A 26,451-nucleotide genomic window follows, 5' to 3' on the forward strand; every position below is an offset into this window, starting at 1 on the left:
ACGGACGGGAAGCCTGGACCCCTGCATGCAGGGACTCCGGCACTGCCCCGCAACGGTACTTTCGGGAGCCTTTCCGTCTTGCCGACAGCCGCATGTGCACATGTGCGGCGCTGGCTGCGTGATCTCTGATCGGATGACAGGTTTTGCAGGGTGCGGTGTGCGGGCTTTCCGTCACTGTCGCGCCGTATGCGACACATCTCTTTCATCCTTGGATTGATCCGCACCGGAACGTGCCTGCCCAGGCGCGCCGTGCATCCCATCTCACGCCCAGAGGACCACCGCCGTGACCACCGAAAACAGTGCCACCATCGACAAGGAAAGCGAGTTCCTGCTTACGTCGCCGCCGACTGCCAACACCATGAGTGTGACCAAGCGCAACGGTACGACCGAGCTGGTGGACCTGAACAAGATCGTCCGCGCGGTGCAGCGTTCCTCGGAAGGCCTGCATTCGGTCGATCCGATGCGCGTGGCCACCCGCACCATTTCCGGCCTGTACAACGGCGCCACCACGCAGGAGCTGGACGAGCTGTCCATCCGCACCTCCGCCCTGCTGATCGGTGAAGAGCCCGAGTACGGCCGCCTGGCCGCGCGCCTGCTGGCCAACTTCATCGCCAAGGAAGTGTCCAACCAGGAGATCCACGCGTTCTCCCAGTCGGTCGGCCGTGGCCACGAAGTGGGCCTGATCAACGACCGCCTGCTGGGCTTTGTGCAGATCAACGCGCGCAAGCTCAACGATGCGATCGATCCCACGCTCGACCTGAACTTCGATTACTTCGGCCTGCGTACCCTGTACGACCGCTACCTGCTGCGCCATCCGCACACCCGCAAGGTGATCGAGACCCCGCAGCAGTTCTTCCTGCGCATCGCCAGCGCGCTGAGCGAAGACGTGGCCGAGACCCTGGCGCTGTACAAGCGCATGGGCAACCTGGATTACCTGCCGTCCTCGCCGACACTGTTCAACTCGGGCACCACCCACGAGCAGCTGTCGTCCTGCTTCCTGCTGGATTCGCCGCAGGATTCGCTGGAATCCATCTATTCCAAGTACGGCGACATCGCCCAGCTGTCCAAGTTCAGCGGCGGCATCGGCGTCAGCTACACCCGCGTGCGTTCGCGTGGCTCGCTGATCAAGTCCACCAACGGTCATTCCAACGGCATCGTGCCGTGGCTGAAGACCATGGATTCCTCGGTTGCCGCGGTGAACCAGGGCGGCAAGCGCAAGGGCGCGGCCTGTGTGTACCTGGAAAGCTGGCACGCCGACATCGAGGACTTCCTCGAGCTGCGTGACAACACCGGCGACGAATCGCGCCGTGCGCACAACCTGAACCTGGCCAACTGGATCCCGGACCTGTTCATGAAGCGCGTCGAGGCCGACCAGGAATGGTCGCTGTTCGATCCGCGGGTGGTCCCCGAGTTCACCGATCTGTTCGGCGACGCCTTCGAAGCGGCGTACCTGCAGGCCGAAGCGCAGGGCAAGGCCAACCGCACCATCTCCGCACGCAAGCTGTACTCGCGGATGATGCGCACCCTGGCCGAGACCGGCAACGGCTGGATGACCTTCAAGGACAAGTGCAACCGCGCCAGCAACCAGACCCTGCGTCCGGGCAACGTGATCCACCTGTCCAACCTGTGCACCGAAATCCTGGAAGTCACCTCGGCCGAAGAGACCGCGGTGTGCAACCTGGGCTCGATCAACCTGGGCAACCATTTCGATGCCCACGGCGAGTTCGATTTCGACAAGCTGGCCGACACCGTGCGCCTGGCGATCCGCCAGCTGGACCGCGTGATCGACCTGAACTTCTACCCGATCGAATCGGCACGCCGCGGCAACCTGCGCTGGCGTCCGGTCGGCCTGGGCTGCATGGGCCTGCAGGACGTGTTCTTCCGCAAGCGCCTGGCCTTCGACAGTGCCGAAGCCCGTGCGCTGTCGAAGAAGATCGCCGAAAGCATCTACTTCCATGCGCTGGAAACCTCGGTCGAACTGGCCCAGGAACGCGGCAAGCATCCGTCCTTCGCCGACACCCGTGCGGCCAGCGGCGAGCTGCAGTTCGATGCCTGGAACGTGGTGCCGGAAGACACCGCGCGTTGGGACGCCCTGCGTGAGCGCATCAAGGAACACGGCCTGCGCAACTCGCTGATGATCGCGATCGCCCCGACCGCCACCATCGCCTCCATCGCCGGCTGCTACGAGTGCGTGGAACCGCAGGTGTCCAACCTGTTCAAGCGCGAGACCCTGTCCGGCGACTTCCTGCAGATCAACCGTTACCTGGTGACCGAGCTGAAGAAGCTGGGCCACTGGACGCCGGAAATGCGCGATGCGATCAAGCTGGCCGACGGTTCCATCCAGGGCATCGCACAGATCCCGGAAACGCTGCGCCACGTGTACCGCACCGCATGGGAACTGCCGATGCGTTCGCTGATCGACATGGCCGCCGATCGTGGCGCCTTCATCGACCAGTCCGCCTCGCTCAACCTGTTCATGGAAAGCCCGAACATCGGCGCGATGTCGTCCATGTACATGTACGCCTGGAAGCAGGGCATCAAGACCACGTACTACCTGCGTTCGCGTCCGGCCACCAAGATCGCCAAGACCACCGTCAGCAGCCACGTGGCCGCCGTCGATCCGGTCGATGCCGTCGCCTGCTCGCTGGAAAATCCGGAAAGCTGCGAGGCGTGCCAGTAACACGCAGCAATGATGTAGCGCCGGGCCCTGCCCGGCGTTTTCACCCGTAAACCAGGAATCACCATGGCTGATAAACCCACCCAGATGCTGCTCGACCCAGGTTTTGAACTGACCCTGCGTCCGATGCGCTACTCGCAGTTCTACGAGATGTACCGGAACGCGATCAAGAACACCTGGACGGTGGAAGAGATCAACTTCCAGATCGACATCAGCGACCTGCATTCGAAGATGTCGCCGGCCGACCGCCACCTGATCCACCGCCTGGTCGCGTTCTTCGCCACCGGCGATTCGATCGTGTCCAACAACCTGGTGCTGAACCTGTACCAGCACCTCAATGCGCCCGAAGCGCGCATGTACCTGTCGCGCCAGCTGTATGAAGAAGCGCTGCACGTGCAGTTCTACCTGACCCTGCTGGACAACTACCTGCCGGATCCGGACGAGCGCGTCAAAGCCTTCGCCGCGGTGGAGAACATCGACTCGATCAAGAAGAAGGCCGACTTCTGCTTCAAGTGGATCGACTCCATCCAGGACCTGCGCCGCATCGAAACGCGCGACCAGCGTCGCCAGTTCCTGCTCAACCAGATCTGCTTCGCTGCCTGCATCGAAGGCCTGTTCTTCTTCGCCGCGTTCGCCTACGTGTACTACTTCCGTTCGCGTGGCCTGCTCAACGGCCTGGCGTCGGGTACCAACTGGGTGTTCCGCGATGAAAGCGCGCACATGGAGTTCGCCTTCGAGTGCGTGGACGTGATCCGCGAAGAAGAGCCGGACCTGTTCGACGATGCGATGAAGCAGCAGGTGTACGACATGCTGGCCGAAGCGATCGAGTGCGAAGTGCAGTTCGCCGAAGACGTGCTGTCCGGCGGCGTGGCGGGTATTTCCACCCGCGACATGCGCCAGTACCTGCAGCACTGCGCGGACAACCATTTCCACCGCCTGGGCATGGAAAAGAAGTACAACGTGCGCAACCCGCTGTCCTTCATGGAACTGCAGGACGTGCAGGAGCTGACCAACTTCTTCGAACGCCGCTCCTCGGCCTACCAGGTCGGCGTGAAGGGCGAAGTCGCCTTCGACATGTCCTTCTGATCGGGCAGTGACGGCCGCTGGCCGTCAACCCAACGTCAACGCGTGACACTGAAAAAGGGACGGATGCGACATAATCGCTCCGTCCCTTTCTCATGCCGGTACCCCCATGACCGACCAGCCCGAAACCGTGCCACTGAGTGCCCACGGTCGGTGACCTGCCGACGCCAGACCTTGTGCTAGATTCGCGAAAGTGGAACTGGTGCGAGAGGTGCATTCATGGATACATGGGTCGAGAGGTGCGCTTCTTCATCACCAGGCGGACGTCGGGGCCGCCCCTCGCAAGCCGCGTGTCGCTGCCTCACACTGGCGATTGCGGCGTTGGTACTGTCAGCGTGTTCGAGCGGTAGGCCCCCAACCCCCTCGCATCATTTGAACCAAGGACAGTCCGTCAAATCGGGGAGTGAAACGGGTATGGAGCGATTCAAGAACGACATCGAGCGTTTGTCCAGCGTGCGTTTTGATGATGTCGATGCATTGAGTAAACAGCTTCACACGCACCTGGGAGAACCGACGCGACAGGAGCTTATGCACGAGCGGACCGCAGAACGCGGAGTGTTGGGCGACCTTGAGCTCCGGAACATCAAGATGAGAAGTGCTGCTGACGATCCTGCGCATGCGAGGCTGATCTTTGAGGTCGCGCCACCGAGCATTGCGCTCGACGAGATCATCTGGGAGGACTCCACCATAGATCCACCTCACCCTGATGCGCCTGACTCCCGCGCCTCCTGGTCAGCGCGGGTGAATGGTGCCAAGGTCGTGCTCGGGCTCGCCGCTGACAACGTGACGCTGACTTACGTATCGATCAGCCAGCGCTGACCTTCTGTCATGGCCAGGGAGCCGCAGCATGGAGCGCACTGAAGCATTTGGACTGCCGCAGCAACAAGAGGATGGTCGCCCGGGAGACGCACGTCGTCCGGCTTTGCCACTGGTTGATTCCTCGTTGGCGCCACTTCTGGCGAAATCCCCAACTCTTCAAGCGGGTCTCTCGCAGGCGAGACGCGACGGTATAGTTATCGAGTGGGGGCCAGCCGGTAGAGGCACCTATCTTGTTCCCGGTGTGAAGATCGTTATTGACGAGAACGCGATCGGGCAAGGCCCCAGGAGACTCTCAGCAATGTCCAGGTCCAGCGCGAAATTGTCGCAGCTGGGGGCCCGGATATTGGCGTGTCGGGGACGGGGAGTCGGCCACAGCAGTATGGAGCCATTGCGGTGGAACTCCAGGCCGGGCGGATCAATCGTAGCCAAGCGCTCGAACAGATCGCCGAGGTGTTCAAGACGGAGGCTCCCTCTGTTGGTCCTCACGCGACATACGAGCTTTACTATGGCGCGTGCTATGACCAACACTTAGCACCTTCGCAGCGGGGGCGTAGGCCGGAGCCAGAATCTGACGCCGAGCGCACTGCGGTTGCTGAGCGAGTTGCCACTGTCACCGACGAGTCACCGTCGCTGCATCGCGTGTCCTCTCCAACAGCTGGACTTGGTGATGCTGACCGTGCTCTCTACATGCAGATAAGGGCTGGCGTGGAGCGCCTGGATGCCGAGCATGGCAAGCCGTGGGATGAGTCGAGCCAGCGCATGACGGCGAGCCTGTTGGTATTGGCGAAGGAGCAGGGACTTTTGCGGGTTGACCATATTGTGCTCAACAACCCGACCGAAACCCTGGCTCGTGGTGAGAGGGTCTTCATAGTGGAGGGAGCAATGGATGATCCCGCCCATCGCCGAGGACACATGAATACGATGGATGCGCTTCGTGCGACGGAAGCGGAGTCGCTGCATCGTGCTGATGCGTTGAGTCAATCGCAAGCAGCGAGCCTTGAACAACAGCCGGCACAGCACGTCCATACGCAGGACGGCCCATCGTTCTTGCGATAGGGGTATCGCTACGCCTGCACGCCCCCTGCCTTAGAATCCGCTTCCCCCCCCACCCGACCCGTCCCCATGATCCCCATCCCCGAAAACGTGCCACCCATCGAAGTGCGCATGGCGGAGATCGTCTTCCCCAACCACACCAACCACATGGGCACCCTGTTCGGTGGCCAGGCGCTGGCATGGATGGACAAGGCGGCATTCCTGGCCGCCGCGCGTTACTCGCGCCGCACCGTGGTCACCGCGCGCAGTGATCAGGTCGATTTCAAACTGCCGATCCGCATTGGCCAGATGGTTGAAACCATCGGCCGTATCGTGGAAGTTGGCCGCAGTTCGATGAAAGTGCAGGTGGAATTGATCGCCGAGGACCTGCACAACGGCGAGCGCAAGCTGTGCACCCGCGGCCACTTCGTGATGATCGCACTGGACGACGAAGGCCATCCCACTGCCGTCCCGGCATTGCCCGAGGCCACGCCGGACGCCTGAGCCGGCGCTTGCACGGTGGCCGGGTTGCCCCCATCTGAGCCGGTATGAGCCAGCCGCTGACCGATTTCATCGCGCGCGCCCGCCGCCTGTTCGTGCTGACCGGCGCCGGTTGCAGCACTGCCTCCGGCATTCCGGATTACCGCGATGCCGATGGCCAGTGGAAGCGCACCCCGCCGGTGACCTACCAGGCCTTCATGGCCGAACCGGCGACCCGCCAGCGCTACTGGGCACGCAGCCTGGTCGGCTGGCCGCGCTTCGGCCACGCCGTGCCCAATGGCACCCATCACGCGCTGGCCGCGCTGGAAGCCAGCGGCAAGCTGGAAGTGCTGCTGACCCAGAACGTGGACGTGCTGCACCAGCGTGCCGGCAGTGCCAACGTGATCGACCTGCATGGCCGTCTGGACCGCGTGCGCTGCATGGGCTGCGAGCAGCGCAGCGGCCGCGAGGACCTGCAGCAGCGCCTGATGGCGGCCAATCCCGGCTGGGACGCGCTGGATGCTGGCATCGCACCGGATGGTGACGCCGATCTGGAGACCGATTTCTCCGCCTTCAACGTGCCGGACTGCCTGCACTGCGGTGGCCTGCTGAAGCCGGACGTGGTGTTCTTCGGTGAAAACGTGCCGCGCGAACGTGTCGCGGCCGTGCATGACCACCTGCAGCGCGCCGATGCGGTGCTGGTGGTGGGCTCATCGCTGATGGTGTACTCCGGCTTCCGCTTCGTGCAGGCCGCGGCCAAGGCCGGGCTGCCGGTGGCCGCGCTGAACCGTGGCCGCACCCGCGCCGATGAACTGCTCGCCTTCAAGGACGAGCGAGACTGCGCCGAAGCGCTGGCACCGTGGCTGGCAAGGTAGCGCCGAGCCATGCTCGGCGGGCCGACGCGTGCGGACAGATTCCGCCGAGCGTGGCTCGGCGCTACCAGCACGATCCTGTGATCCAACACAGCGCTTGATCTCCAACCCCATCGGCGCTGCAATAGCCCCCTGTCTTTTCCCCTGCGAATCCCCCACGTGAGCCAGCTGCTGTCGCCCGTCACCTTCGGGCCCCTGACCCTGCCCAACCGCATCGTGATCGCGCCGATGTGCCAGTACTCCGCCGAAAACGGCCAGGCCACCGATTGGCACACCATCCACCTGGGCAACCTGTCCCAGTCCGGCGCCGGCCTGCTGATCCTGGAAGCCACCGCCGTGGAGCCACGCGGCCGCATCAGCCATGCCGACCTGGGCCTGTGGGACGACGCCACCGAAGCCGCGCTGGACAAGGTGCTGCAAACGGTGCGCCGCTGGTCGACGATGCCGATCGGCATCCAGCTCGGCCACGCCGGTCGCAAGGCCTCGGTGTCGCGTCCGTGGGAAGGCGGCAAGCAGATTCCTGCCGATGATGACAACGGCTGGACGCCGGTCGCGCCGTCGCCGCGCCCGTTCCACGCCGGCAACCCGGCCCCGCATGAACTGACCGAAGCGGAGATCGCCGGCATCGTCGAAGCCTTCGCCGAAAGCGCACGCCGTGCCGAGCGCCTGGGTATCCAGCTGATCGAACTGCATGCCGCGCACGGTTACCTGCTGCACCAGTTCCTGTCGCCGCTGAGCAACCAGCGTAGCGATGGCTACGGCGGGCCGCTGCCGAACCGCATGCGCCTGCTGATCGAGGTGTACGACGCGGTGCGTGCGGCGGTATCGCCGTCGATCGCCGTGGGCGTGCGTATTTCGGCCAGTGACTGGGTCGCCGGCGGCTGGGACATCACCCAGACCGAGACCGTGGCGATGATCCTGGAATCGCGCGGCTGCAACTTCCTGCATGTTTCCAGCGGTGGCCTGGACGAACGCCAGAAGATCGAGATCGGCCCGGGCTACCAGGTGCCTTTCGCTGCGGCGATCAAGGCCAAGGGCCGCATGCCGGTGATTGCCGTGGGCCTGATCACCGAGCCCGACCAGGCCGAGTCGATCCTGCGCCACAACCATGCCGATGCCATCGCCCTGGCACGCGGCATCCTGTACGACCCGCGCTGGCCGTGGCACGCCGCCGCCGCACTCGGCGACAGCGTGGTGCCGGCCCCGCAGTACCTGCGCTGCGAGCCGCGCGAAGCCCGCGGCGTCTTCGAAACGCGCTGATCCGGCAGTGACGGCCGCCGGCCGTCATACCCTAGCCCTGGCGCCTGGTGGGTGACGACCGTTGGTCGTCATGCCCTTGCCCTGGCGCCTGGTGGGTGACGACCGTTGGTCGTCACGCTCACCTTCCCGGTGACGGCCGCTGGCCGTCCGCCCGTTGACCCTCACCCCGCCGGCACCTGCCATGCCACCGGCAATCCCGCCTGCAGGTGCTCGAACAGCACGCGGATGCGCGCGGTGAAATCGCGCCGGTCGCTCAGGCAGAAGAACATCTCCATCGGCTCCGGCCGCCATGCCGGATCATCGGCCAGCACGGCCTGCAGGCGGCCGTCGCGCAGATAGGGCTCGGCGACGAACGCAGCCAGCCGGGTGATGCCGCCGCCGGCCGCGGCCAGTTCGGCCAGGGCATCGATGTCGTCGCAGATCATTCCGGGCTGCATCGTCGCCTCTACGCGACCGTGTTCGCCCACCAGCCCCCAGCGCAGTGGACGGCCGTCGGCGGGGAAGCGGAACAGCAGCGCGCGGTGACTTGCCAGCTGCTCCGGTGAGGTCGGGGTGCCCGCCCGTTCCAGATAGGAAGGGGCGGCGCAGAACACGAACGGGATGCGAGCCAGCGGGCGTGCCACCAGCCCATCCTGCAGCTGTGCGCCGATGCGGATGCTCACGTCCACCGACTCTTCGGCGTGGCGCACGGCGCGGTCGGACAGGCGCAGTTCCAGCTGCAGCTGCGGATACCGGCGCTGCAGCGCGGGCAGCATCGGCGCCAGCACGTGGCGCCCGAACGCGCGGCTGCAGCCGATGCGCAGCGGGCCGACCGGTTCGATGTCGCCGCTGCTGACCGCAGCCTGCGCGCCGGCCAGCTCCGCTTCGATGTGCTGCACCTTGGACAGGTACAGCGCGCCGGCTTCGCTGAGGGACAGCGACCGGGTGCTGCGGTTGAACAGGCGCACGCCCAGATGCGCCTCCAGCCGGCTGATGTTCTGGCCGACGGCCGTGGCGCTGATACCGAGTGCGCGCGCGGCGCCGGCGATGCTGCCGGCTTCGGCGGTGCGGGTGAAGGTGCGGATGAGCTGGAGCAGGTTCATGACCGCACAGCCTGCCATGGCCGGGGGCAAAGTTCTGCTTCGGACTGCCCCAAGCATGCAGGGGCTGCAGCCGGGATGCGCGTCGGGCATGCTGGAAGGCTGTTCCTGCACGCCCCCTTTCATGACTGATTCCACTGTATTGCCGGCCCGTCGCGGGCTGAAGTTCGGCCATCGCGCCACGCCCTATGTGTTTGCTTTTTTCATGGCCGGCATCATGGCGATGCTGATGTGCCTGGTGATCACCGCCGCGCACGCGGGGGTGGACGAGGCCTATCTGGGCCGGGTGCTGGAGGCCTATCTGCTGGCAATGCCGGTGGCATTCTGCTGCGTGCTGGTGGTGCGCCCGCTGGTGCTGCGGCTGGTAGCACTGACGGTGCATCCGCCGGGCTGAGGAAAGAGACGGCCGCTGGCTGTCATGTCGGGCGCAGCCAGTAGCGCCGAGCCGTGCTCGGCGAGCGCAGCGGAAGGCAGGAGCGTGACGACCAACGGTCGTCACCCACCGAAGGTCACCAACGGTCGTCACCCACCGAAGGTCACCAACGGTCGTCACCCACCGAAGGTCACCAACGGTCGTCACCCACCGAAGGTCACCACTGAAGGTCACCCACCTACGGAAGAGGCATGACGGCCAGCGGCCGTCACTACCGGTCGATGCAGTTGCATCTGAGAGCATTTATTCCGCAGCGCAGCAGGCTGGCCTAGACTTGGCCGGATGCGACCCGACTCCATCCTCACCCTGTCCTGCCCGGACCGCACCGGTATCGTCTACCGCGTGTCCGGCCTGTTGTACGACCACGGCTGCAACATCCTCGACGCCCAGCAGTTCGGCGACGAAGAGAGCGGGCGCTTCTTCCTGCGCGTGCATTTCGACCGTGATGCCGGCCTGCCACTGGACACGGTCCAGGCGTCGATGCAGGCGCTGGCAAGCGACTTCGGCATGGACTGGCAACTGCACGACGGCCGCCGCCGCGCCCGCCTGCTGGTGCTGGTCAGCAAACAGGGGCACTGCCTCAACGACCTGTTGTTCCGCGCCCACAGCGGCCAGTTGAAGGTGGATATCGCGGCGGTGGCCTCCAACCACGCCGACTTCGCACCGCTCGCAGCGTCGTACGGCATTGCGTTCCATCACCTGCCGGTGAGCGCGGAAACGCGCGGGGTGCAGGAACGCCAGATCATCGATCTGGTGGAGCGCGAGAAGATCGACCTGGTGGTGCTGGCGCGCTACATGCAGATTCTTTCGCCGACGCTGTGCCGCGCGCTGGCGGGCCGTGCGATCAACATCCACCACAGCTTCCTGCCCAGCTTCAAAGGGGCGCAGCCGTATCACCAGGCGCACGCACGCGGGGTCAAGATCATCGGTGCCACTGCGCATTACGTGACCGAAGACCTGGACGAAGGCCCGATCATCGAACAGGACGTGGCCCGCGTGGATCATGCGATGACCCCGCGCGAGCTGGTGCGTCTGGGCAGCGATACCGAATCGCAGGTGCTGGCGCGTGCGGTGCGCCGGCATGTGGAGCACCGCATCCTGCTCAACGGGCATCGTACGGTGGTGTTCCGTTAGCGCGGCGCGTGTGGCGCACATTGCGGTGCCGGGTGGAATCCGCCGAGCACGGCTCGGCGCTACCGGAACAGCACCCGGCGCGATCAGAGCAGCGCGATGCCTGCCGTTGCCAATGCCTGGCGCGTGGCGTCGTCGTTGTCGGCGCTGACCGGTCGGGTCAGGTCCCAGTGGAAGCCCACGGCGAAGCCGGCGCTGGCCGCGTCCTGTGCGGTCCACAGCACGCAGTAGTCGCGTGCCAGCCCACATACGTGCACTTCGCTGATGCCGCGTTCGCGCAGCCAGCCGGCCAGTCCGGTTGCCGGGCGCGACCCTTCCGGGCCGTGGTTCTCGCGGAACGCGCTGTACGAATCCACCCGCGGACGGGTGCCTTTGCGCAGCACCAGGTCAGCGGCATTCCAGTCCACGCCGGGATGCAGCACCGCGCCGGGTGATCCCTGCACGCAGTGGTCGGGCCACAGGGTCTGCGGATGGCCGTGCAGCTGGATCTGCGCGAACGGCTGCTGGCCGGCGTAGTGGCTGGCGAACGATGCATGGTTGGCCGGGTGCCAATCCTGGGTGGCGACCACGGTGCGGTAGCGGCGCTCGGCCAGCAGCGCGGCGATCGGGGCGACCAGCGCATCGCCATCGGCACAGGCCAACGCGCCGCCGGGCATGAAATCCGGTTGCAGGTCCACCACGATCAGGGCCACGTGGGCGGGCAGGGGCGTCATGGGAAAATCCGTACCGGGGGAACCTGCAGCGTAGCGGGGGACAGGGCGTAGCGTCGAGCCTGGTCGACGGCGCGGGAGGTGGTGTCGAGCAAGCTCGACACTACGGGAAGGCGGGGCATGTCGAGCAGTCGCGACACGACAAGGGCGGCGGCAGCGCGCCGCCGCCCGCCTTCCTGGTCAGGCGACGCTGGCCTCGTCAGGCGACGCTGGCCTCGGCGTGCTCGGCGCGCAGTTCGGCCGCGGCGGCCACCAGTGCTTCCAGCGCCGCGCGGGCTTCCGGCCAGCCGCGGGTCTTCAGGCCGCAATCCGGGTTCACCCACAGCTGTTGCGGCTTCAGCACCGCCAGCGCCTTGCGCAGCAGGTCCACCATCTCCGCCTTGTCCGGCACGCGCGGGGAGTGGATGTCATACACGCCCGGCCCGATCTCGTTGGGATAGTTGAAGCGCACGAAGGCATCCAGCAGCTCCATCCGCGAACGCGAGGTTTCGATCGAGATCACATCGGCATCCATGGCCGCCACCGAGTGGATGATGTCGTTGAACTCCGAGTAGCACATGTGGGTGTGGATCTGCGTGGCATCGCGCACCCCGCTGGTGCTGATCCGGAACGATTCCACCGCCCAGTCCAGGTAGTTGCGCCAGTGCGCGCGGCGTAGCGGCAGGCCTTCGCGGATCGCCGGTTCGTCAACCTGGATCACGCCGATGCCCGCCGCCTCCAGGTCATTCACCTCGTCGCGCAGTGCCAGCGCGATCTGCCGGCAGGTGGCGTCGCGCTCCTGGTCGTCGCGCACGAACGACCACTGCAGCACCGTCACCGGGCCGGTCAGCATGCCCTTCATCGGCTTGCGGGTAAGCGACTGGGCGTACTGCGACCAGCGCACCGTCATCGGCTGCGGGCGGCTGACATCGCCGAAGATCACCGGCGGTTTCACGCAGCGCGAGCCGTAGCTCTGCACCCAGCCATTGCCAGTGAAAGCGAAGCCTTCCAGCTGCTCGCCGAAGTACTCCACCATGTCGTTGCGCTCGAACTCGCCATGCACCAGCACGTCCAGTCCCAGTGCTTCCTGCACGCGCACGCACTGCGCGGTCTGCTGCTCCAGGAAGGCCTCGTAGTCGGCCAGCGACAACGTGCCGGACTTGTGCCGGGCGCGTGCTTGGCGAACGTCCAGGGTCTGCGGGAACGAGCCGATCGTGGTGGTGGGCAGCAGCGGTAACTGCAGCGCGGCGTGCTGGGCCAGGCGGCGCTGCGGATAGCTGCCATGGCGCCGGGCGTCGGCGGCGGACAGGCTGGCCAGGCGCGCGGCGACGGCCGGATTGTGCACGCGCGGCGAGCGACGACGGGCGTCCAGTGCCTCGCGGTTGGCGCTCAGCCCGGCGTCCGCGGACGGCTTGCCGTCCAGCGCATCGGCCAGCACGCGCAGCTCTTCGAGCTTCTGCCGTGAGAACGCCAGCCAGCTGCGCAGTTCCCCGTCCAGTTTCTTTTCCAGCGACAGGTCAACCGGCGAATGCAGCAGCGAACACGACGGGGCCAGCCACAGCAGGTCCGCACCGCGATCAGTCTGCGCATAGCGCGCCAGGATCAGCGCATTGTCCAGGTGGGTGCGCCAGATGTTGCGGCCGTTGACCAGCCCGGCCGACAGCACGCGGCCGGCGGGCAGCGCCTGCAGCACGGCATCCAGTTGTTCCGGCGCCCGCACCAGGTCCACGTGCAGGCCGTCCACCGGCAGGCTGGCGGCAAGGCCGAGGTTGTCATCCAGTGCGCCGAAGTAAGTGGCCAGCAGCAGCTTGGGTCGTGCGGCCGCCTTCGCGCCCAGCACGGCATAGGCGCGTTCGAATGCGGCGCGGGCGGCCGCGTCCAGATCCTGCACCAGCAGCGGCTCGTCCAGCTGCACCCAGTCCGCGCCAGCCGCTTCCAGCTGGGCCAGCAGGTCCACGTAGCACGGCAGCAGCGCATCCAGCAGGTCCAGCGCGGCCGAACCATCGGTGGTCTTGGACAGCAGCAGGAAGCTCACCGGCCCCAGCAGCACCGGGCGGGTGTGGATGCCCAGCGCCTTGGCTTCGCGGAATTCGGCCAGCGGCTTGTCACCGCGCAGCGCGAATGCCTGCCCGGCCTGCAGTTCCGGCACCAGGTAGTGGTAGTTGGTATCGAACCACTTGGTCATCTCCAGCGCATGCAGGTCGATGCCATCGCGCTGGAGGCCGCGGGCCATCGCAAAGTAGGCGGCCAGCGGCTCGACAGCGGCCAACTGCCGGTAACGTGCAGGAAGCGCATCGAACAGGAAGGCGGTATCCAGCACCTGGTCGTACAGGCTGAAATCATTGCTCGGCGGCACATCCACGCCGGCCTCGATCTGCAGCGTCCAGTGCCGTGCACGCAGCGCGGCGGCGCTGGCCTGCAGGGTGGCGATGTCATCCTCGCCACTCCAGTGGCGCTCAAGGGCCCGCTTCAGTTCGCGCTTGGCGCCGATGCGGGGAAAACCCAGGTTGGTAACGGTGGTCATTGCAGCGTGTCCTCATTGCATGTCGGCATTGAGGAACGAAGGAACTGCAGGGCGCCGCGCGCCGTTGCCGGCCCACGTCCCTCCTGCCAGCGACCTTCGCCCCCGCGGGCGAACCGGATGCCGTGGACAGGCGCACGTGCCGACGCATCCCGCTGGCGGCGGGACGGCATGGGCCGGGCAACCTCCCCGCGGAGATTCCAGGTCGAATCGAAGGACGCGCAGGTCCTCCGGCCGGGGCCGGTATTCGGGCTGTTGGACACGGGCGTTGCCGCCCACCTAGTGTCCGCCGCTTCCCAGGCCATGGCCCAGTGCTGTTGGCGGAGGTCGTTTCCATTCACCGCTGCGGGGCAGCTCCGGAATGCGTGCACGGGGCACGGTCACCGGATTCCCGTTTAAATCCATCCTTTCATTCGCATGAAGCGATGGATACCTTCGGCGAGCACAAGGTAGGCCCAAGCGCGGCATCAGTCAAGGGGCTGGCGGCGCACTGCATCCAATGCGCCGCCCGCTGCGTATCTGTCCATGAGCCCCCTGCGGACCCTGCCATGCGCTCCCTTTTGCTGCCCTGCCTGCTGTTGCTTGCCGCCGCTGCTTTGCCTGCCGGTGCCGCGGTGCTGCGCGTGGAAGGCGAGGCGCTGGCGCCGAAGGGGGGCCGCGCGCTGTACCGCGAAACCCATTATCTGCAGGACGTGGGCGCGCAGCAGGCGCGGCTGGTGCTTTACCGCTGCAATGACGGGCGCCCGTTCGCGCGCAAATGGATGCCGGCCGCCGCCAATGCGCAGGCGCCGGATTTCGAGTTCGTCGATGGCCGCGACGGACGCCGGGAAGCGGTGCAGGCGCAGGGTACGCAGCGCCGGGTCAGCATCCGCGCCGCCAGCGGTGCAGCCGATGCGGCCAAGACCCTGCAGATGCCTGGCGGCGGAGTGATCGACGCGGGATTCGATGCGGCCGTGCGCGCGCACTGGTCCACGCTGCTGCAGGGCGATACGGTGGCCTTGCCGTTCCTGCTCACCAGCCGCCAGCGTTGGGTGCCGGTGAAGCTGCGCCGGGTCGGTGCGGTGGACTGGCAGGGCCAGCCGGCTGAACAGCTGCAGATGCAGCTGGATGCCTGGTTCGGCTTCGCGGTGCCGGCGGTCAACCTGGTCTACGCACGTGCTGATCGGCGGCTGCTGCAGTTCGAAGGCACCGGCAACGTGCGCGATGCCGATGGCGGCTGGCCGCAGGTGCGCATCCGCTTCCCCGGCGCGCCGCGGCCCGTCAGCGAAGGCGAGCTTTCCGCCGCCCGCACGCAGCCCCTGGTGGCCTCATGCACGCGATGATGTACTTGCGGTTCGCGCGCCGAGCAAGGAGGATGCAGGTCTGCCCCTGTACCACGCGGAGCCTGCAATGCCCCAGCCGGACGCCCCCGACGGTGCCGACGCGCGCCGACTCGACGCCCTGCTCGAACAGGTGGCGACGCAGGATCGCGATGCCTTTGAAGCGCTGTACCAGCAAGCCGGGGGACGCCTTTTTGCGATCTGCCTGCGCCTGCTGCGTGACCGTGGCGAAGCCGAAGACGTGCTGCAGGAGGTCTTCGTGACCGTCTGGCACAAAGCCTCGCGCTTCGATCCCGGCAAGGCTTCGGCGATGACCTGGCTGTCGATGCTGGCCCGCAACCGGTCCATCGACCGCCTGCGCGCTGCACCGCCGCGGGCGCTCGACGATGTGTCCATCGCCGAGGAACTGCCCGATGGTGACCTGCAGCCGGCCCAGCTGGCCGAACGCAATGATGAAGACGCGCGGCTGCAGGATTGCATGCAGGCGCTGGAACCGCGCCGGCGCAGCCTGATCCGCGCCGCCTTCCTTGACGGTGCCAGCCACGATGAACTGGCGCGCCGCCTTGCCACTCCGCTGGGTACGGTGAAAAGCTGGATCCGCCGTGGCCTGACCCAGCTTCGGGTATGCCTGGAACCATGAACATCCGCGACCTCCACCACGAAGACGGGCAGCCGCCGAGCGCCGACCAGCAGGCCGGTGAGTACGTGCTGGGCGTGCTGGACGCCGCCCAACGCCGCGAGGCCGAGCAGCGCATCAGTTCCGACGCGGGTTTTGCGCGGCTGGTCGATCAGTGGGAACAACGACTGGCGCCGCTGCTGGAAGAAGTGGGCAGCGCCCCGGTGCCGGCCCATGTGTGGCTGCGCGTGCGTCGCGAACTGGGCTGGGCGACCTTCGACACCGCCCCGAACGCGCGTCCGTGGCAGCGTACCGGCTTCTGGCAGGGTGCCACCGCACTGGCTGCCGCGCTGGCGCTGGTCGCGGTGTTCACCCGTCCGGCACCGGATGCCCCCGTACCCACCCCGGTGGCCGTTACCCCGGCACCGACCCCGGCGGTCGAGCCGGAGCAGGCGACGCGCCCGGTTACCCCGCTGCTGCATGACGATGGCCGTGCCGGCTGGCTGGCCTCGGTCGATGCCACGCTGGGCAAGGTGCTGATGGTGCCGGTGCCGTCCGCGCCGGATGCCCAGGGCCGCGCGCCCGAGTTGTGGGTGATCCCGGCCGGTGGCGCACCGGTGTCGCTGGGCCTGGTCTCCAACGACCGCGCCCACACCGTGGACGTACCGGCCGCGCTGCGTTCGGCGCTGGTCAACGGTTCGGTACTGGCGATCACCCTGGAACCGTCGGCGGGCGCGCCGCATCCGGCGCCCAGTGGTCCGGTGGTCGCCAAGGGAGACATCGCCAACCTGTAACGGTCCGGAGAATTTATTTTCCGGAAGCTGCATCCACGGGGCCGCTGGCTCCGTATCTCCTGACAGTAGATCCAGGAGGGATGCACGATGTCGGCCACACCCGCAGTACCGCCGCCCCGCCCGCGGCGCTGGTCCACCCTGTTGCGCTGGTTCGATACCGCCGCCAGGGAACCTGGCGCTGTCGACGCCGCCGAAGCCGATGGCAAGCGCATCGACTGGCTGCGCGCGCTGCCGTTCGTGGGCCTGCACCTGGCCTGCGTGGCGGTGATCTGGGTGGGTGTTTCGTGGGTGGCGGTGGCCGTGGCCGCGCTGCTGTACGCGGTGCGGATGTTCGCCATCACCGGCTTCTACCACCGGTACTTCTCCCATCGGACCTTCCAGACCTCGCGTCCGGTGCAGTTCCTGTTCGCGGCCATCGGCGCGTCCAGCGTACAGCGGGGGCCGTTGTGGTGGGCTGCGCACCATCGCAGCCACCATCGCCATGCGGACCAGCCGCTGGACCCGCATTCGCCGCGGGAACACGGGTTCTGGTGGAGCCACATGGGCTGGTTCCTGACCCGCGAAGGGTTCCGCACCGACTGGGCGCGGATCCCCGACCTGGCCCGCTTCCCGGAACTGCGCTGGCTGGACCGCTTCGACACGCTGGTGCCGGTCGCGCTGGCCGCGGCGCTGTATGGCCTGGGCGCATTGTTGCAGCACGTGGCACCGTCGCTGGATACCAGCGGCCCGCAGATGCTGGTCTGGGGCTTCTTCGTCTCCACCGTGGTGCTGTTCCATGCCACGGTCACCATCAATTCCCTGGCCCACCGCTTCGGCCGGCAGCGCTATGACACCGGCGATGACAGCCGCAACAACCTGTGGCTGGCCCTGCTCACCTTCGGCGAAGGCTGGCACAACAATCATCACTTCTTCCCGGGCACCGCGCGCCAGGGCTTCCGCTGGTGGGAAGTGGACATCACCTGGTACGGCCTGCGGCTGATGCAGTCGCTGCGGCTGGTGCACGGGCTCAAGCCAGTGCCTGCCTGGGTGCTGGCCAAGGCAAGGGACTGACATGCGCATCGCCGTCATTGGTTCGGGCATTGCCGGACTGGCCAGCGCATGGTGGCTGGACCCGCAGCACGAGGTCACCCTGTTCGAGGCCAACGATTACCTGGGGGGCCACACCCACACCCACGCGCTGCAGGTGGATGGCCGCGCCGTCTCGGTGGACACCGGCTTCATCGTCTTCAACCCGCAGCACTATCCGCTGCTGAGCGGGCTGTTCGACGAGCTCGGTGTCGCCTCGCAGCCGACCACGATGAGTTTCTCCGCGCACAGCGAACGTAGCGGGGTGGAGTACAACGCCACCTCGTTGAATGGGCTGTTCTGCCAGCGCCGCAACCTGTTGTCGCCGCGCTTCTGGGGGATGCTGGCGGACCTGCGGCGCTTCTACCGCGAGGCGCCGGCCCTGTTGCAGGGCGACGAGGCCGGGCCGACGCTGGGCCAGTACCTCAACGACCATCATTACGGCGAGGCCTTCATCGAAGAGCATCTGCTGCCGATGGCATCGGCCCTCTGGTCCTCACCGGCCACCCGCGTGCGCGACTTCCCGGCGCGCTACCTGGTGCAGTTCATGGCCAACCACCAGATGCTCCAGCTGACCGGCCGCCCGCAATGGCGGGTGGTGCAGGGCGGATCGGCGCGTTACGTGGACGCGCTGCGCCAACGCTGGCACGTGCGCGAGCGGCTGGAGTGCCCGGTGCTGGCGGTGGAACGGCTGGCCGATGGCGTGCTGGTGCACACCGCAGCGGGCGCGGAAGGCTTCGACCACGTCGTGATGGCCTGCCACAGTGACCAGGCCCTGTGGCTGCTGCAGGATCCGGACATGCTGGAACGCAGCGTGCTCGGTGCCATCCGCTACCAGCCCAACGAGGTCGTGCTGCATACCGATGCCAGTCTGCTGCCACGCAACCGCGCGGCGTGGGCGGCCTGGAACGCGCACGTGCCGAGCGATCCGGCCCAGGCCTGTACGGTGACCTATTGCATGAACCTGCTGCAGGGCCTGGACACGCCGACCCCGCTGCTGGTGACGCTCAACCGCAGTGAGGCGATCGACCCGTCCAAGGTGCTGCGTCGCCTGCGTTACGCGCACCCGGTCCACGACCATGCCATGGTCCGTGCGCAGCGGCGCTGGCATGAGGTGCAGGGGCGCCGACATACCTGGTTCGCCGGTGCGTATTGGGGCTGGGGCTTCCACGAAGATGGCATCCGCAGTGCGCGGCGCGTGGTGGATGCGCTGCACTCGGTGAGCGTGCAAAGGCATTGGCCGCGTCACGAGGAAACCACCGCGTGAGCGGCAGTGCGATCTATCGTGGCGAGGTCGTGCACCGCAGGCACCTGCCGCACGCGCACGCCTTCCGTTATCCGATCGCGCAGCTGTTGTTGGACCTGGAAGAAGTGGACCGCGTGTTCGACCGGCGTTGGCTGTGGTCGGTGGGTCGCCGCAACCTGGTCGAGTTCCGCCGCAGCGATTACCTGGGTGATCCCGACCAACCGCTGGCCGAGGCCGTGCGCGACCGCGTGCAGGGCGCGCTTGGCCACCGTCCGCTGGGTCCGGTGCGCCTGCTCGCCCACCTGCGCCACGCCGGCCACGTGTTCAATCCGGTCAGCTTCTACTACTGCCATGCGGTTGACGAAACACTGGAATGCATCGTCGCCGAGATCACCAACACGCCATGGAAGCAACGCCATGCCTACGTGTTGCCGGTCGCCGATGCGCAGGCGCGTGGCCGCGCGCTGCGCTGGCGTTTCGACAAACAGTTCCATGTTTCGCCGTTCATGCAGATGGACTGCGGTTACGACTGGCGCTTCACCGTGCCCGGCGACGACCTGCGCGTGCACATGCAGGTATGGCGCGACGGCCAGCGCCAGTTCGATGCGACCCAGTCGATGCAGCGCCGCGCGCTCGACGGCCGCGGGTTGGCCATGGTGCTGGCCCGTCATCCGCTGATGACCCTGCAGGTGGTCGGCGCGATCCATTGGCAGGCGATGCGCCTGTGGCTGAAACGCAATCCGGTCCACGACCATCCTTCGCTTGCAGGAAAAAACCAATGAACGACATGAGCCACTGCATGGCCCTGCCACGGCCCGGGCGCCTGGATGCTTTCCTGCGACGCCAGCTGCTGGCCAAGCTGGCCGCGCTGCGTGAGGGCAGTCTGCGGGTCCGCGACGCACTGGGTGAGGTGGTGCTCGGCGCGCAGGGCAGCGGCCCGCTGGTGACGGTGACCATCGATGACCCGGCCTTCTATCGCGCGGTGGCGACCCAGGGCAGCGTCGGCGCCGGCGAAAGCTACATCCGTGGCCAGTGGCGCTGCGACGACCTGGTGGCGCTGGTGCAGCTGCTGGTGCGCAACCGCGAACTGCTCGACGGCGTGGAACGCGGTCCGGCGCGGATCGGTGGCTGGGCGCTGAAGGCCTGGGCACAGCTGCGCCGCAACACCCGTGAAGGCAGCCGACGCAACATCGCCGCGCACTACGACCTGGGTAATCCGTTCTTCTCGCTGTTCCTTTCCAAGGACCTGATGTATTCCTCGGCGCTGTTCGAAGACGGCGATACGCTGGAGGCGGCATCGCAGCGCAAGCTCGCGCGCATCTGCGAACAGCTGCAGCTCAAGCCCACCGACCACGTACTGGAAATCGGTACCGGTTGGGGCGGGTTCGCGCTGTACGCGGCACGCCACATCGGCTGCCGTGTCACCACCACCACCATATCGGTGGAGCAGCACGCGCTGGCCAGCCAGCGCATCGAGGCAGCGGGACTGCATGATCGGGTGACCTTGCTGCTGAAGGACTATCGCGACCTGGATGGCCAGTACGACAAGCTGGTGTCCATCGAGATGATCGAAGCGATCGGCGCGCAGTACCTGCAGACCTATTTCGCCACGCTGACCGGCCTGCTGAAGCCGGAAGGATTGGCGATGCTGCAGGCGATCACCATCGAAGACGAGCGCTACCAGCAGGCGCGGCGCAGCGTGGATTACATCAAGCGCTTCGTGTTCCCCGGCAGTTTCATCCCCTCGCTGAACGCCATGCTGGCGGCCAAAACCCGCAGCAGCGACCTGCAGCTGATCGGCCAGATGGACTTCGGACACTCCTACGCACTCACACTGCGCGCCTGGCGCGAGCGCTTCCTCGCCCAGCTGCCGGCGGTGCGTGCGCAAGGTTTCGATGAAGACTTCATCCGCCTGTGGGAGTTCTATCTGGCGTACTGCGAAGGCGGTTTCCTGGAGCGCTCGATCGGCGTGTCGCAGCTGTTGCTGGCGCGACCGGGCTACCGTCCCCCGCCGCTGGCCGGAGCCCACTGACATGCACTTCTGGGGCAACCTGATCGGCAACCAGCTGGTGTGGTTCTGCGCGGTGGCCGGTGCCGGACGCGGGCTGTACTGGCCGGCGCTGCTGGCGGCGGGGGCCTACGTGCTGAGCCAGCTGCTGCAGTCCCCGCACCCGGTGGTGGACCTGAAGCTGATCGCGTTGGCGATCGGTTGCGGGCTGGTGGTGGACGGCGTGGCGGGTGCTTCCGGACGGGTGGTGTATGCCGCAGGCAATGCCGAACGCGCGCTGGCGCCGGTCTGGATCCTTGCGTTGTGGGCATCGTTCGCGATGACCCTGACCGTCTCTTTCGCTGCCCTGCAGCGCCGGTGGCGGCTGGCCGTGCTGGTCGGCCTGCTGCTGGCCCCCCTGGCCTATGTGTCGGCCGCGCGGGGATTTTCTTCGGTGAGTTTCGCCACGCCGGCCTGGCAGGGCATCGCCTTGCTGGGTATCGGCTGGGCGCTCGCGCTGCCGCTGCTGGCGACCTGCGCGCGGCGCTGGCAGCCGGCACGCCGTGCCGACCCCATGGACACAGGAGAAGCACGATGAAGCTGTTGTGGTGGGTGTGGCTGTATGCCGCGGTGGTGATGTGCTGGGGCTGGTGGTGGCAGCGCCGGCACCAGAACATCGGCGTGGTGGATGTGTTGTGGGCCAAGAGCGTGGCCGCCGCCGCGCTGCTGCTGGCACTGCTGGGCGACGGCGCGCTGCTGCCGCGGCTGGCGCTGGGCGTGCTGGGCGGGTTGTGGGGAGCCCGTCTGGCACTGCACCTGTGGCGACGCGTGCGCAGCGAAGAAGAGGACGGTCGCTACCGCTACCTGCGCGATCACTGGCAGGGCCACCAGGGCAGGATCTTCGGCTTCTTCCAGGCCCAGGCGCTGCTGGTGGTGCTGTTCGCCCTGCCGTTCATCGCGGTGGCGCAGAACCCGCGCGGCGAGGGTATCGGCTGGGTGGTGGCAGCGGTGGCGATGTGGGTGCTGAGCGTGGGTGGGGAGAGCCTGGCCGACCGCCAGCTGGCACGCTTCCGCGCCGACCCGGCGAACAAGGGCCGTACCTGCCGCGAAGGCCTGTGGCGCTATTCGCGGCATCCCAACTACTTCTTCGAATGGCTGCACTGGTTCACCTATGTGCTGCTGGCCGTGGGTTCCCCGCTGTGGTGGCTGGCCTGCGCCGGCCCGGTGGTGATGTACGTGTTCCTGCGCTGGCTGAGCGGCGTGCCGTTCACTGAAAAACAGGCCCTGCGCAGCCGCGGTGAGGACTACCGCGAGTACCAGCGCAGCACCTCGATGATCTTTCCCTGGTTCCCCAGGAAATCCGCACACTCCAAGGAGCTGCCCCGATGAGCACCCACTTCCAGAGCCTGCCGCTGCCGGACCATGCGGCGGGGCTGACCGGCCTGGCCGAACGCGGGCTGCTGCCGGACGCGCTGCTGCGTTACGGTATCCGCCGCCAGTGCGCACAGCGCCTGCGCGAAGAGTTCGAAGGCGGCACCGAAGGCCAGGCAATGCGCTTTTCCGAGCGCATCACCGAACTGGCGGGAAGCCCGTTGGCCCTGCACGTGGATGCGGCCAACCGCCAGCACTACGAAGTACCGGCAGCGTTCTTCCAGGCCTGCCTTGGCAAGCGGTTGAAATACAGCAGTTGCTACTACCGCACCGGCACGGAGACGCTCGACCAGGCCGAAGAGGCGATGCTGGAACTATATGCGGAGCGTGCCGGGCTGGACGATGGACAGGACATCCTGGAACTCGGCTGTGGCTGGGGATCGCTGACCTTGTGGATGGCCGAACGCTATCCACACGCACGCATCACCGCGGTGTCCAATTCGCACGGGCAACGTGCGCACATCGAGGCGCAGTGCCAGGCACGCGGGCTGCGCAACGTGCAGGTACTGACCCGCGACGTCAACCAGCTGGACCTGCCCGCGAACTCCTTTGACCGCGCGGTGTCCATCGAGATGTTCGAACACATGCGCAACTACGACCGCCTGCTCGGCCGCATCGCCCGCTGGCTGCGCAGCGATGGGGCGTTGTTCGTGCATATCTTCGTGCATCGCACCGCGATGTATCCCTTTGAAACCGAGGGCGAGGACAACTGGATGGGGCGGCACTTCTTCACCGGCGGCCTGATGCCGGCAGCGGACACGCTGCTGCACTTCCAGCACGACCTGCAGCTGCAGCAGCGCTGGTTGCTGGATGGCACGCACTACCAGCGCACGGCCAACCACTGGCTGCAGAACCAGGACAGCCAGCGCGATGCATTGATGCCGGTGCTGCGCCAGACCTACGGTGATGCCGCCGCTGCGCTGTGGTTCCAGCGCTGGCGGATGTTCTGGATGGCCTGCGCCGAACTGTTCGGTTATGAGAAGGGCCAGCAGTGGCTGGTGGCCCATTACCTGTTCCGTCCCCGTTGAAGGAGAACGCCATGCGTCTGTCCAGCCTGCTTCCCGTGATCGCGATGGCGTTGTCGGCCAGCGCCTGTTCGTCCAGTCCGGAACGTCCGTTGCCCCGCGCGAGCGCGGTGGACGTGCCGCGCTTCATGGGCGACTGGTATGTCATCGCACAGATTCCCACCTTCATCGAACGCAAGGCGTTTGATTCGGTGGAACGTTATGCGCTGCGGCCTGACGGGCGCATCCAGACCACCTTCACCTACCGCAAGGGCAGCTTCGATGCGCCGCTGAAGACGATGCATCCGGTGGGTCGTGTGGAGGAGGAAGGCAACGGCGCGGTGTGGGGCATGCAGTTCATCTGGCCGATCCAGGCCGAGTACGTGATTTCCTGGCTGGATGCGGATTACCAGCAGACCATCGTGGCGCGCAGCAAGCGTGACTACGTCTGGTACATGGCGCGCACGCCGCAGGTCAGCGCGGCCGACTACCAACAGGCCATCGAGCGCATCGCCGCAATGGGTTACGACACCAGCAAGATCCGCAAGGTGCCGCAGTCGGAGCGGTAGCGCCGAGCCATGCTCGGCGAGCTCAGCGGCAGAGGCAACGGCGTGACGACCAACGGTCGTCACCTACCAGGGGCGACGGCAACGGGTCGGAGCGGTAGCGCCGAGCCTGCTCGGCGAGCGCAGCGGCAAAGGCAACGGCGTGACGACCAACGGTCGTCACCTACCAGGGGCGACGGCAACGGGTCGGAGCGGTAGCGCCGAGCCATGCTCGGCGAGCGCAGCGGCAAAGGCAACGGCGTGACGACCAACGGTCGTCACCTACCAGGGGCCAGGGCATGACGGCCAGCGGCCGTCACTACCGGCGCGCCGCCTTGCCTGCGAAATGCGTGAGGCATCTCATGCCGTGAGAGGCGCTCTTGCCATAATCAGGGTCGAATCCAGCAGAGGGTCGGCCCATGGCAGCCAAGTACTGCGATCTGGTCATGAAGGGCGGCATCACCAGCGGCATCGTGTATCCCAATGCGGTGCTGGCGCTGGCCAGGGAATACCGCTTCAAGAGCATCGGCGGCACCTCGGCCGGGGCCATCGCGGCGGCGGTGGCTGCGGCTGCCGCGCTCGGTGATCGCCGTCGCCAGGCGGGCGAGGCGGTGGGGCCGGAGGCCGGCTTCGAGGGACTGGCCGCTGTGTCGGCCCAGCTGTCCACGCAGGGCTTCATCCATGGCTTGTTCCAGCCTGCCCGCGGCGCGCGCGCGGCGTACCGTTTGCTGGTCGTGCTGGCCAGCCATGCGGGTTGGCCCCGCAAACTACTGTGCCTGCTGGCGGCAGTGTTCACCATCGCACCGTTGGAAGTGCTGCTTTCGCTGTTCCTGCTGCTGGGCATCGGCTATGGCGCCGGCGGCGTAGCGGGCATGCTGGCTGCTCTCCTGCCTTCGCTGCTGTGCGCCTACGGCGCGGGTGTGGCCGGCGCGCTGCTGCGGGTGGCGCGGGTGGCCCGTGGCAACCTGCTCGGGCTGTGCAATGGCCGCAGCGACGACCCACGGCGCCCCGCGCTGACCGACTGGCTGCACGATGCGCTGCAGCGGTTGTCGGGCAAGCCGGACGACCAGCCGCTGACCTTCGCCGACCTGCACGCCGCGCCGCGCTATGCCGACGAACCGCAGGATGGCCGGGCCATCACCCTGCAGATGATCAGTACCTGCGTGTCGCACAACGAGCCGCGCACCCTGCCGTTCTCCGAAGCGCGCTTCTGGTTCCTGCGCGAAGAGTTCGACCGCCTGTTTCCGCGCAGCGTGGTGGACTGGCTGGTGGCCGATGCCGGCGCACCGGAGCAGGTTGGCGGAAGGCTGTACTACCGGCTGCCGCCGGCAGGGCAGCTGCCGGTGCTGGTCGCCACGCGGATGAGCCTCAGCTTTCCGCTGCTGATCAGCGCGGTGCCGCTGCATGAGCCGGCGCGCCACCTTGTACCCGCCCAGGGCAACCGTGCCGAGCCCGGACGTGGCGGGAAGAACGTGGCCGACAGCATGGAGGGCCTGGCCAGCGGGGGGCAGCAGGGAACGACCGCGGCAGGCTCATCGATCGCCGGCTACCGCCGTTGCTGGTTCTCCGATGGTGGTATCAGCAGCAATTTCCCGATCCATCTGTTCGACGCCGCGCTGCCGCGCTGGCCGACTTTCGCCATCAATCTGGTATACCCCGGCGATGCGCGGGAAGTGCCCGAAGCCGGCGATGCGCAGCAGGCGCTGGAACGCGCGGTGGTACTGCCAACCGGCAATCGCGAACGCTGGCAGCGCGGTTACCGCGATATCGCCTCGCCAATGGCCGCCACCGAGCTGACCCGTTTCCTGTTTGCCATCATCGCCACCATGCAGAACTGGCGCGATCTGCTGCAGGCCCGCGCGCCCGGCTACCGCGACCGCATCGTGCATGTCGCCCTGGAAGGCGACGAGGGCGGCATGAACCTGGACATGCCGCAGGAGGTGCTCGGTCGCATCGCGCAGAAGGGCACGCTGGCCGGCGAGCGCTTCTGTCGTTTCTCCTTCGAGAACCACTACTGGATACGTTGGCGCAATGCCGCTTCGGCCTATCAGCGCTACACGCTGGAAGTGTCGCGCACCGATGACGCGGGCCAGCAGGTGGTGGCCTACCGCGCCGCGTATGCCAGCGTCGCGGCAGGGCAGCCGGCACCGCCATCGTATCCGCTGGGATCGCAGGAAAAGCGTCGCGCATCGCAGGCGCTGTATGCGCTGATGGTGGAGCAGGGCGCAAGCTGGGACGACTGCGGTCCGGACCTCACCGACGGCGCCCCGCGCCCGCTGCCGCAGATGAAGGTCACCCCGATCTACTAGGTAGCAACGGCCGCTGGCCGTCATTCCCGTTGGACGGCCAGCGGCCGTCCGTGCAATTG

At 66.9% G+C, this 26,451-nt stretch carries 24 protein-coding genes and 1 riboswitch; of the genes, 21 read left to right on the forward strand and 3 right to left on the reverse strand.

Translation table 11 applies throughout. The annotated features are described in order from the left end of the window. Nucleotides 1-283 precede the first annotated feature (283 nt). The 7 genes from ACI2JH_RS07365 (at nt 284) to ACI2JH_RS07395 (ending at nt 8,223) form a co-directional block, all read left to right on the forward strand. Entirely contained in the window at nt 284-2,680 is a 2,397-nt protein-coding gene (locus ACI2JH_RS07365; RefSeq protein ID WP_101099578.1) for a ribonucleoside-diphosphate reductase subunit alpha, read from the forward strand. 63 nt (nt 2,681-2,743) lie between these two features. Further along, nucleotides 2,744-3,763: a ribonucleotide-diphosphate reductase subunit beta gene (locus ACI2JH_RS07370; RefSeq protein WP_042613716.1), complete on the forward strand. Its 1,020-nt coding sequence runs from the start codon at nt 2,744-2,746 to the stop codon at nt 3,761-3,763. A 411-nt stretch (nt 3,764-4,174) separates the two neighbouring features. Then, a complete protein-coding gene (locus ACI2JH_RS07375; RefSeq protein WP_404735821.1) occupies nt 4,175-4,579 on the forward strand; it encodes a hypothetical protein in 405 nt (134 codons plus the stop codon). 393 nt (nt 4,580-4,972) lie between these two features. Then, nucleotides 4,973-5,635 (forward strand): XVIPCD domain-containing protein, encoded by a 663-nt coding sequence (locus ACI2JH_RS07380; RefSeq protein WP_404735822.1) that lies wholly within the window; start codon nt 4,973-4,975, stop codon nt 5,633-5,635. Between the two features lie 66 nt (nt 5,636-5,701). Further along, complete coding sequence (locus ACI2JH_RS07385; RefSeq protein WP_182656490.1) at nt 5,702-6,115, forward strand: acyl-CoA thioesterase; 414 nt, start codon at nt 5,702-5,704, stop codon at nt 6,113-6,115. A gap of 44 nt (nt 6,116-6,159) precedes the next feature. Further along, nucleotides 6,160-6,966, forward strand: coding sequence for an NAD-dependent protein deacetylase (locus ACI2JH_RS07390; protein ID WP_349999491.1), 807 nt, complete (start codon nt 6,160-6,162; stop codon nt 6,964-6,966). A gap of 156 nt (nt 6,967-7,122) precedes the next feature. After that, a complete protein-coding gene (locus tag ACI2JH_RS07395) occupies nt 7,123-8,223 on the forward strand; it encodes an NADH:flavin oxidoreductase/NADH oxidase (RefSeq protein WP_349999490.1) in 1,101 nt (366 codons plus the stop codon). A 161-nt stretch (nt 8,224-8,384) separates the two neighbouring features. On the opposite strand, the gene ACI2JH_RS07400 is transcribed toward ACI2JH_RS07395, so the two are convergent. Continuing rightward, nucleotides 8,385-9,305, reverse strand: a complete 921-nt coding sequence (locus ACI2JH_RS07400; protein WP_404735823.1) for a LysR family transcriptional regulator — start codon at nt 9,303-9,305, stop codon at nt 8,385-8,387. Between the two features lie 55 nt (nt 9,306-9,360). Here ACI2JH_RS07400 and ACI2JH_RS07405 point away from each other — a divergent pair, with 55 nt between their 5' ends. Together ACI2JH_RS07405 and purU are read left to right on the forward strand one after the other, a co-directional pair. Then, entirely contained in the window at nt 9,361-9,696 is a 336-nt protein-coding gene (locus ACI2JH_RS07405; protein ID WP_404735824.1) for a DUF2798 domain-containing protein, read from the forward strand. 321 nt (nt 9,697-10,017) lie between these two features. After that, the gene (gene purU, locus ACI2JH_RS07410) at nt 10,018-10,869 is read left to right on the forward strand and encodes a formyltetrahydrofolate deformylase (protein WP_319275236.1); all 852 of its coding nucleotides are present in this window, start codon (nt 10,018-10,020) and stop codon (nt 10,867-10,869) included. Between the two features lie 83 nt (nt 10,870-10,952). On the opposite strand, the gene pncA is transcribed toward purU, so the two are convergent. After that, nucleotides 10,953-11,579, reverse strand: coding sequence for a bifunctional nicotinamidase/pyrazinamidase (pncA, locus tag ACI2JH_RS07415; protein WP_042613724.1), 627 nt, complete (start codon nt 11,577-11,579; stop codon nt 10,953-10,955). Nucleotides 11,580-11,775: 196 nt separating this feature from the next. Beyond that, nucleotides 11,776-14,079 (reverse strand): 5-methyltetrahydropteroyltriglutamate--homocysteine S-methyltransferase, encoded by a 2,304-nt coding sequence (gene metE / locus ACI2JH_RS07420; RefSeq protein ID WP_404735825.1) that lies wholly within the window; start codon nt 14,077-14,079, stop codon nt 11,776-11,778. Nucleotides 14,080-14,296: 217 nt separating this feature from the next. After that, a riboswitch (cobalamin riboswitch) is annotated at nt 14,297-14,528 on the reverse strand. A 96-nt stretch (nt 14,529-14,624) separates the two neighbouring features. Between metE and ACI2JH_RS07425 the strand changes: the two genes are divergently transcribed. The 12 genes from ACI2JH_RS07425 to ACI2JH_RS07480 all read left to right on the forward strand — a co-directional run bounded on the left by ACI2JH_RS07425 (nt 14,625) and on the right by ACI2JH_RS07480 (nt 26,392). Further along, nucleotides 14,625-15,398: a hypothetical protein gene (locus ACI2JH_RS07425; protein ID WP_404735826.1), complete on the forward strand. Its 774-nt coding sequence runs from the start codon at nt 14,625-14,627 to the stop codon at nt 15,396-15,398. 67 nt (nt 15,399-15,465) lie between these two features. After that, a complete protein-coding gene (locus ACI2JH_RS07430; RefSeq protein WP_101099567.1) occupies nt 15,466-16,035 on the forward strand; it encodes a sigma-70 family RNA polymerase sigma factor in 570 nt (189 codons plus the stop codon). Further along, on the forward strand, nt 16,032-16,805 hold the full coding sequence (locus ACI2JH_RS07435; RefSeq protein WP_182656482.1) for an anti-sigma factor domain-containing protein: 774 nt from the start codon (nt 16,032-16,034) through the stop codon (nt 16,803-16,805). The genes ACI2JH_RS07430 and ACI2JH_RS07435 overlap by 4 nt, the downstream gene beginning before the upstream one ends. A gap of 87 nt (nt 16,806-16,892) precedes the next feature. Next, nucleotides 16,893-17,855, forward strand: a complete 963-nt coding sequence (locus ACI2JH_RS07440; protein ID WP_182656481.1) for an acyl-CoA desaturase — start codon at nt 16,893-16,895, stop codon at nt 17,853-17,855. 1 nt (nt 17,856) lies between these two features. Next, on the forward strand, nt 17,857-19,137 hold the full coding sequence (locus ACI2JH_RS07445; protein WP_404735827.1) for an NAD(P)/FAD-dependent oxidoreductase: 1,281 nt from the start codon (nt 17,857-17,859) through the stop codon (nt 19,135-19,137). After that, nucleotides 19,134-19,898 (forward strand): DUF1365 domain-containing protein, encoded by a 765-nt coding sequence (locus tag ACI2JH_RS07450; protein WP_182656479.1) that lies wholly within the window; start codon nt 19,134-19,136, stop codon nt 19,896-19,898. The genes ACI2JH_RS07445 and ACI2JH_RS07450 overlap by 4 nt, the downstream gene beginning before the upstream one ends. After that, on the forward strand, nt 19,895-21,148 hold the full coding sequence (locus ACI2JH_RS07455) for a class I SAM-dependent methyltransferase (RefSeq protein WP_404735828.1): 1,254 nt from the start codon (nt 19,895-19,897) through the stop codon (nt 21,146-21,148). Before ACI2JH_RS07450 ends, ACI2JH_RS07455 begins: the two co-directional genes overlap by 4 nt. Before the next feature lies 1 nt (nt 21,149). Further along, nucleotides 21,150-21,701 (forward strand): DUF2878 domain-containing protein, encoded by a 552-nt coding sequence (locus ACI2JH_RS07460; RefSeq protein WP_404735829.1) that lies wholly within the window; start codon nt 21,150-21,152, stop codon nt 21,699-21,701. Beyond that, nucleotides 21,698-22,492: a DUF1295 domain-containing protein gene (locus ACI2JH_RS07465; protein WP_404735830.1), complete on the forward strand. Its 795-nt coding sequence runs from the start codon at nt 21,698-21,700 to the stop codon at nt 22,490-22,492. The genes ACI2JH_RS07460 and ACI2JH_RS07465 overlap by 4 nt, the downstream gene beginning before the upstream one ends. Further along, nucleotides 22,489-23,562, forward strand: coding sequence for a class I SAM-dependent methyltransferase (locus ACI2JH_RS07470; protein ID WP_404735831.1), 1,074 nt, complete (start codon nt 22,489-22,491; stop codon nt 23,560-23,562). The genes ACI2JH_RS07465 and ACI2JH_RS07470 overlap by 4 nt, the downstream gene beginning before the upstream one ends. 11 nt (nt 23,563-23,573) lie before the next feature. Then, nucleotides 23,574-24,107, forward strand: a complete 534-nt coding sequence (locus ACI2JH_RS07475; protein WP_182656474.1) for a lipocalin family protein — start codon at nt 23,574-23,576, stop codon at nt 24,105-24,107. Between the two features lie 395 nt (nt 24,108-24,502). Further along, nucleotides 24,503-26,392 (forward strand): patatin-like phospholipase family protein, encoded by a 1,890-nt coding sequence (locus ACI2JH_RS07480; protein WP_404735832.1) that lies wholly within the window; start codon nt 24,503-24,505, stop codon nt 26,390-26,392. Nucleotides 26,393-26,451 lie beyond the last annotated feature (59 nt).

Source organism: Stenotrophomonas sp. NPDC078853, from assembly GCF_044901215.1.
Taxonomy (GTDB): domain Bacteria; phylum Pseudomonadota; class Gammaproteobacteria; order Xanthomonadales; family Xanthomonadaceae; genus Stenotrophomonas; species Stenotrophomonas lacuserhaii.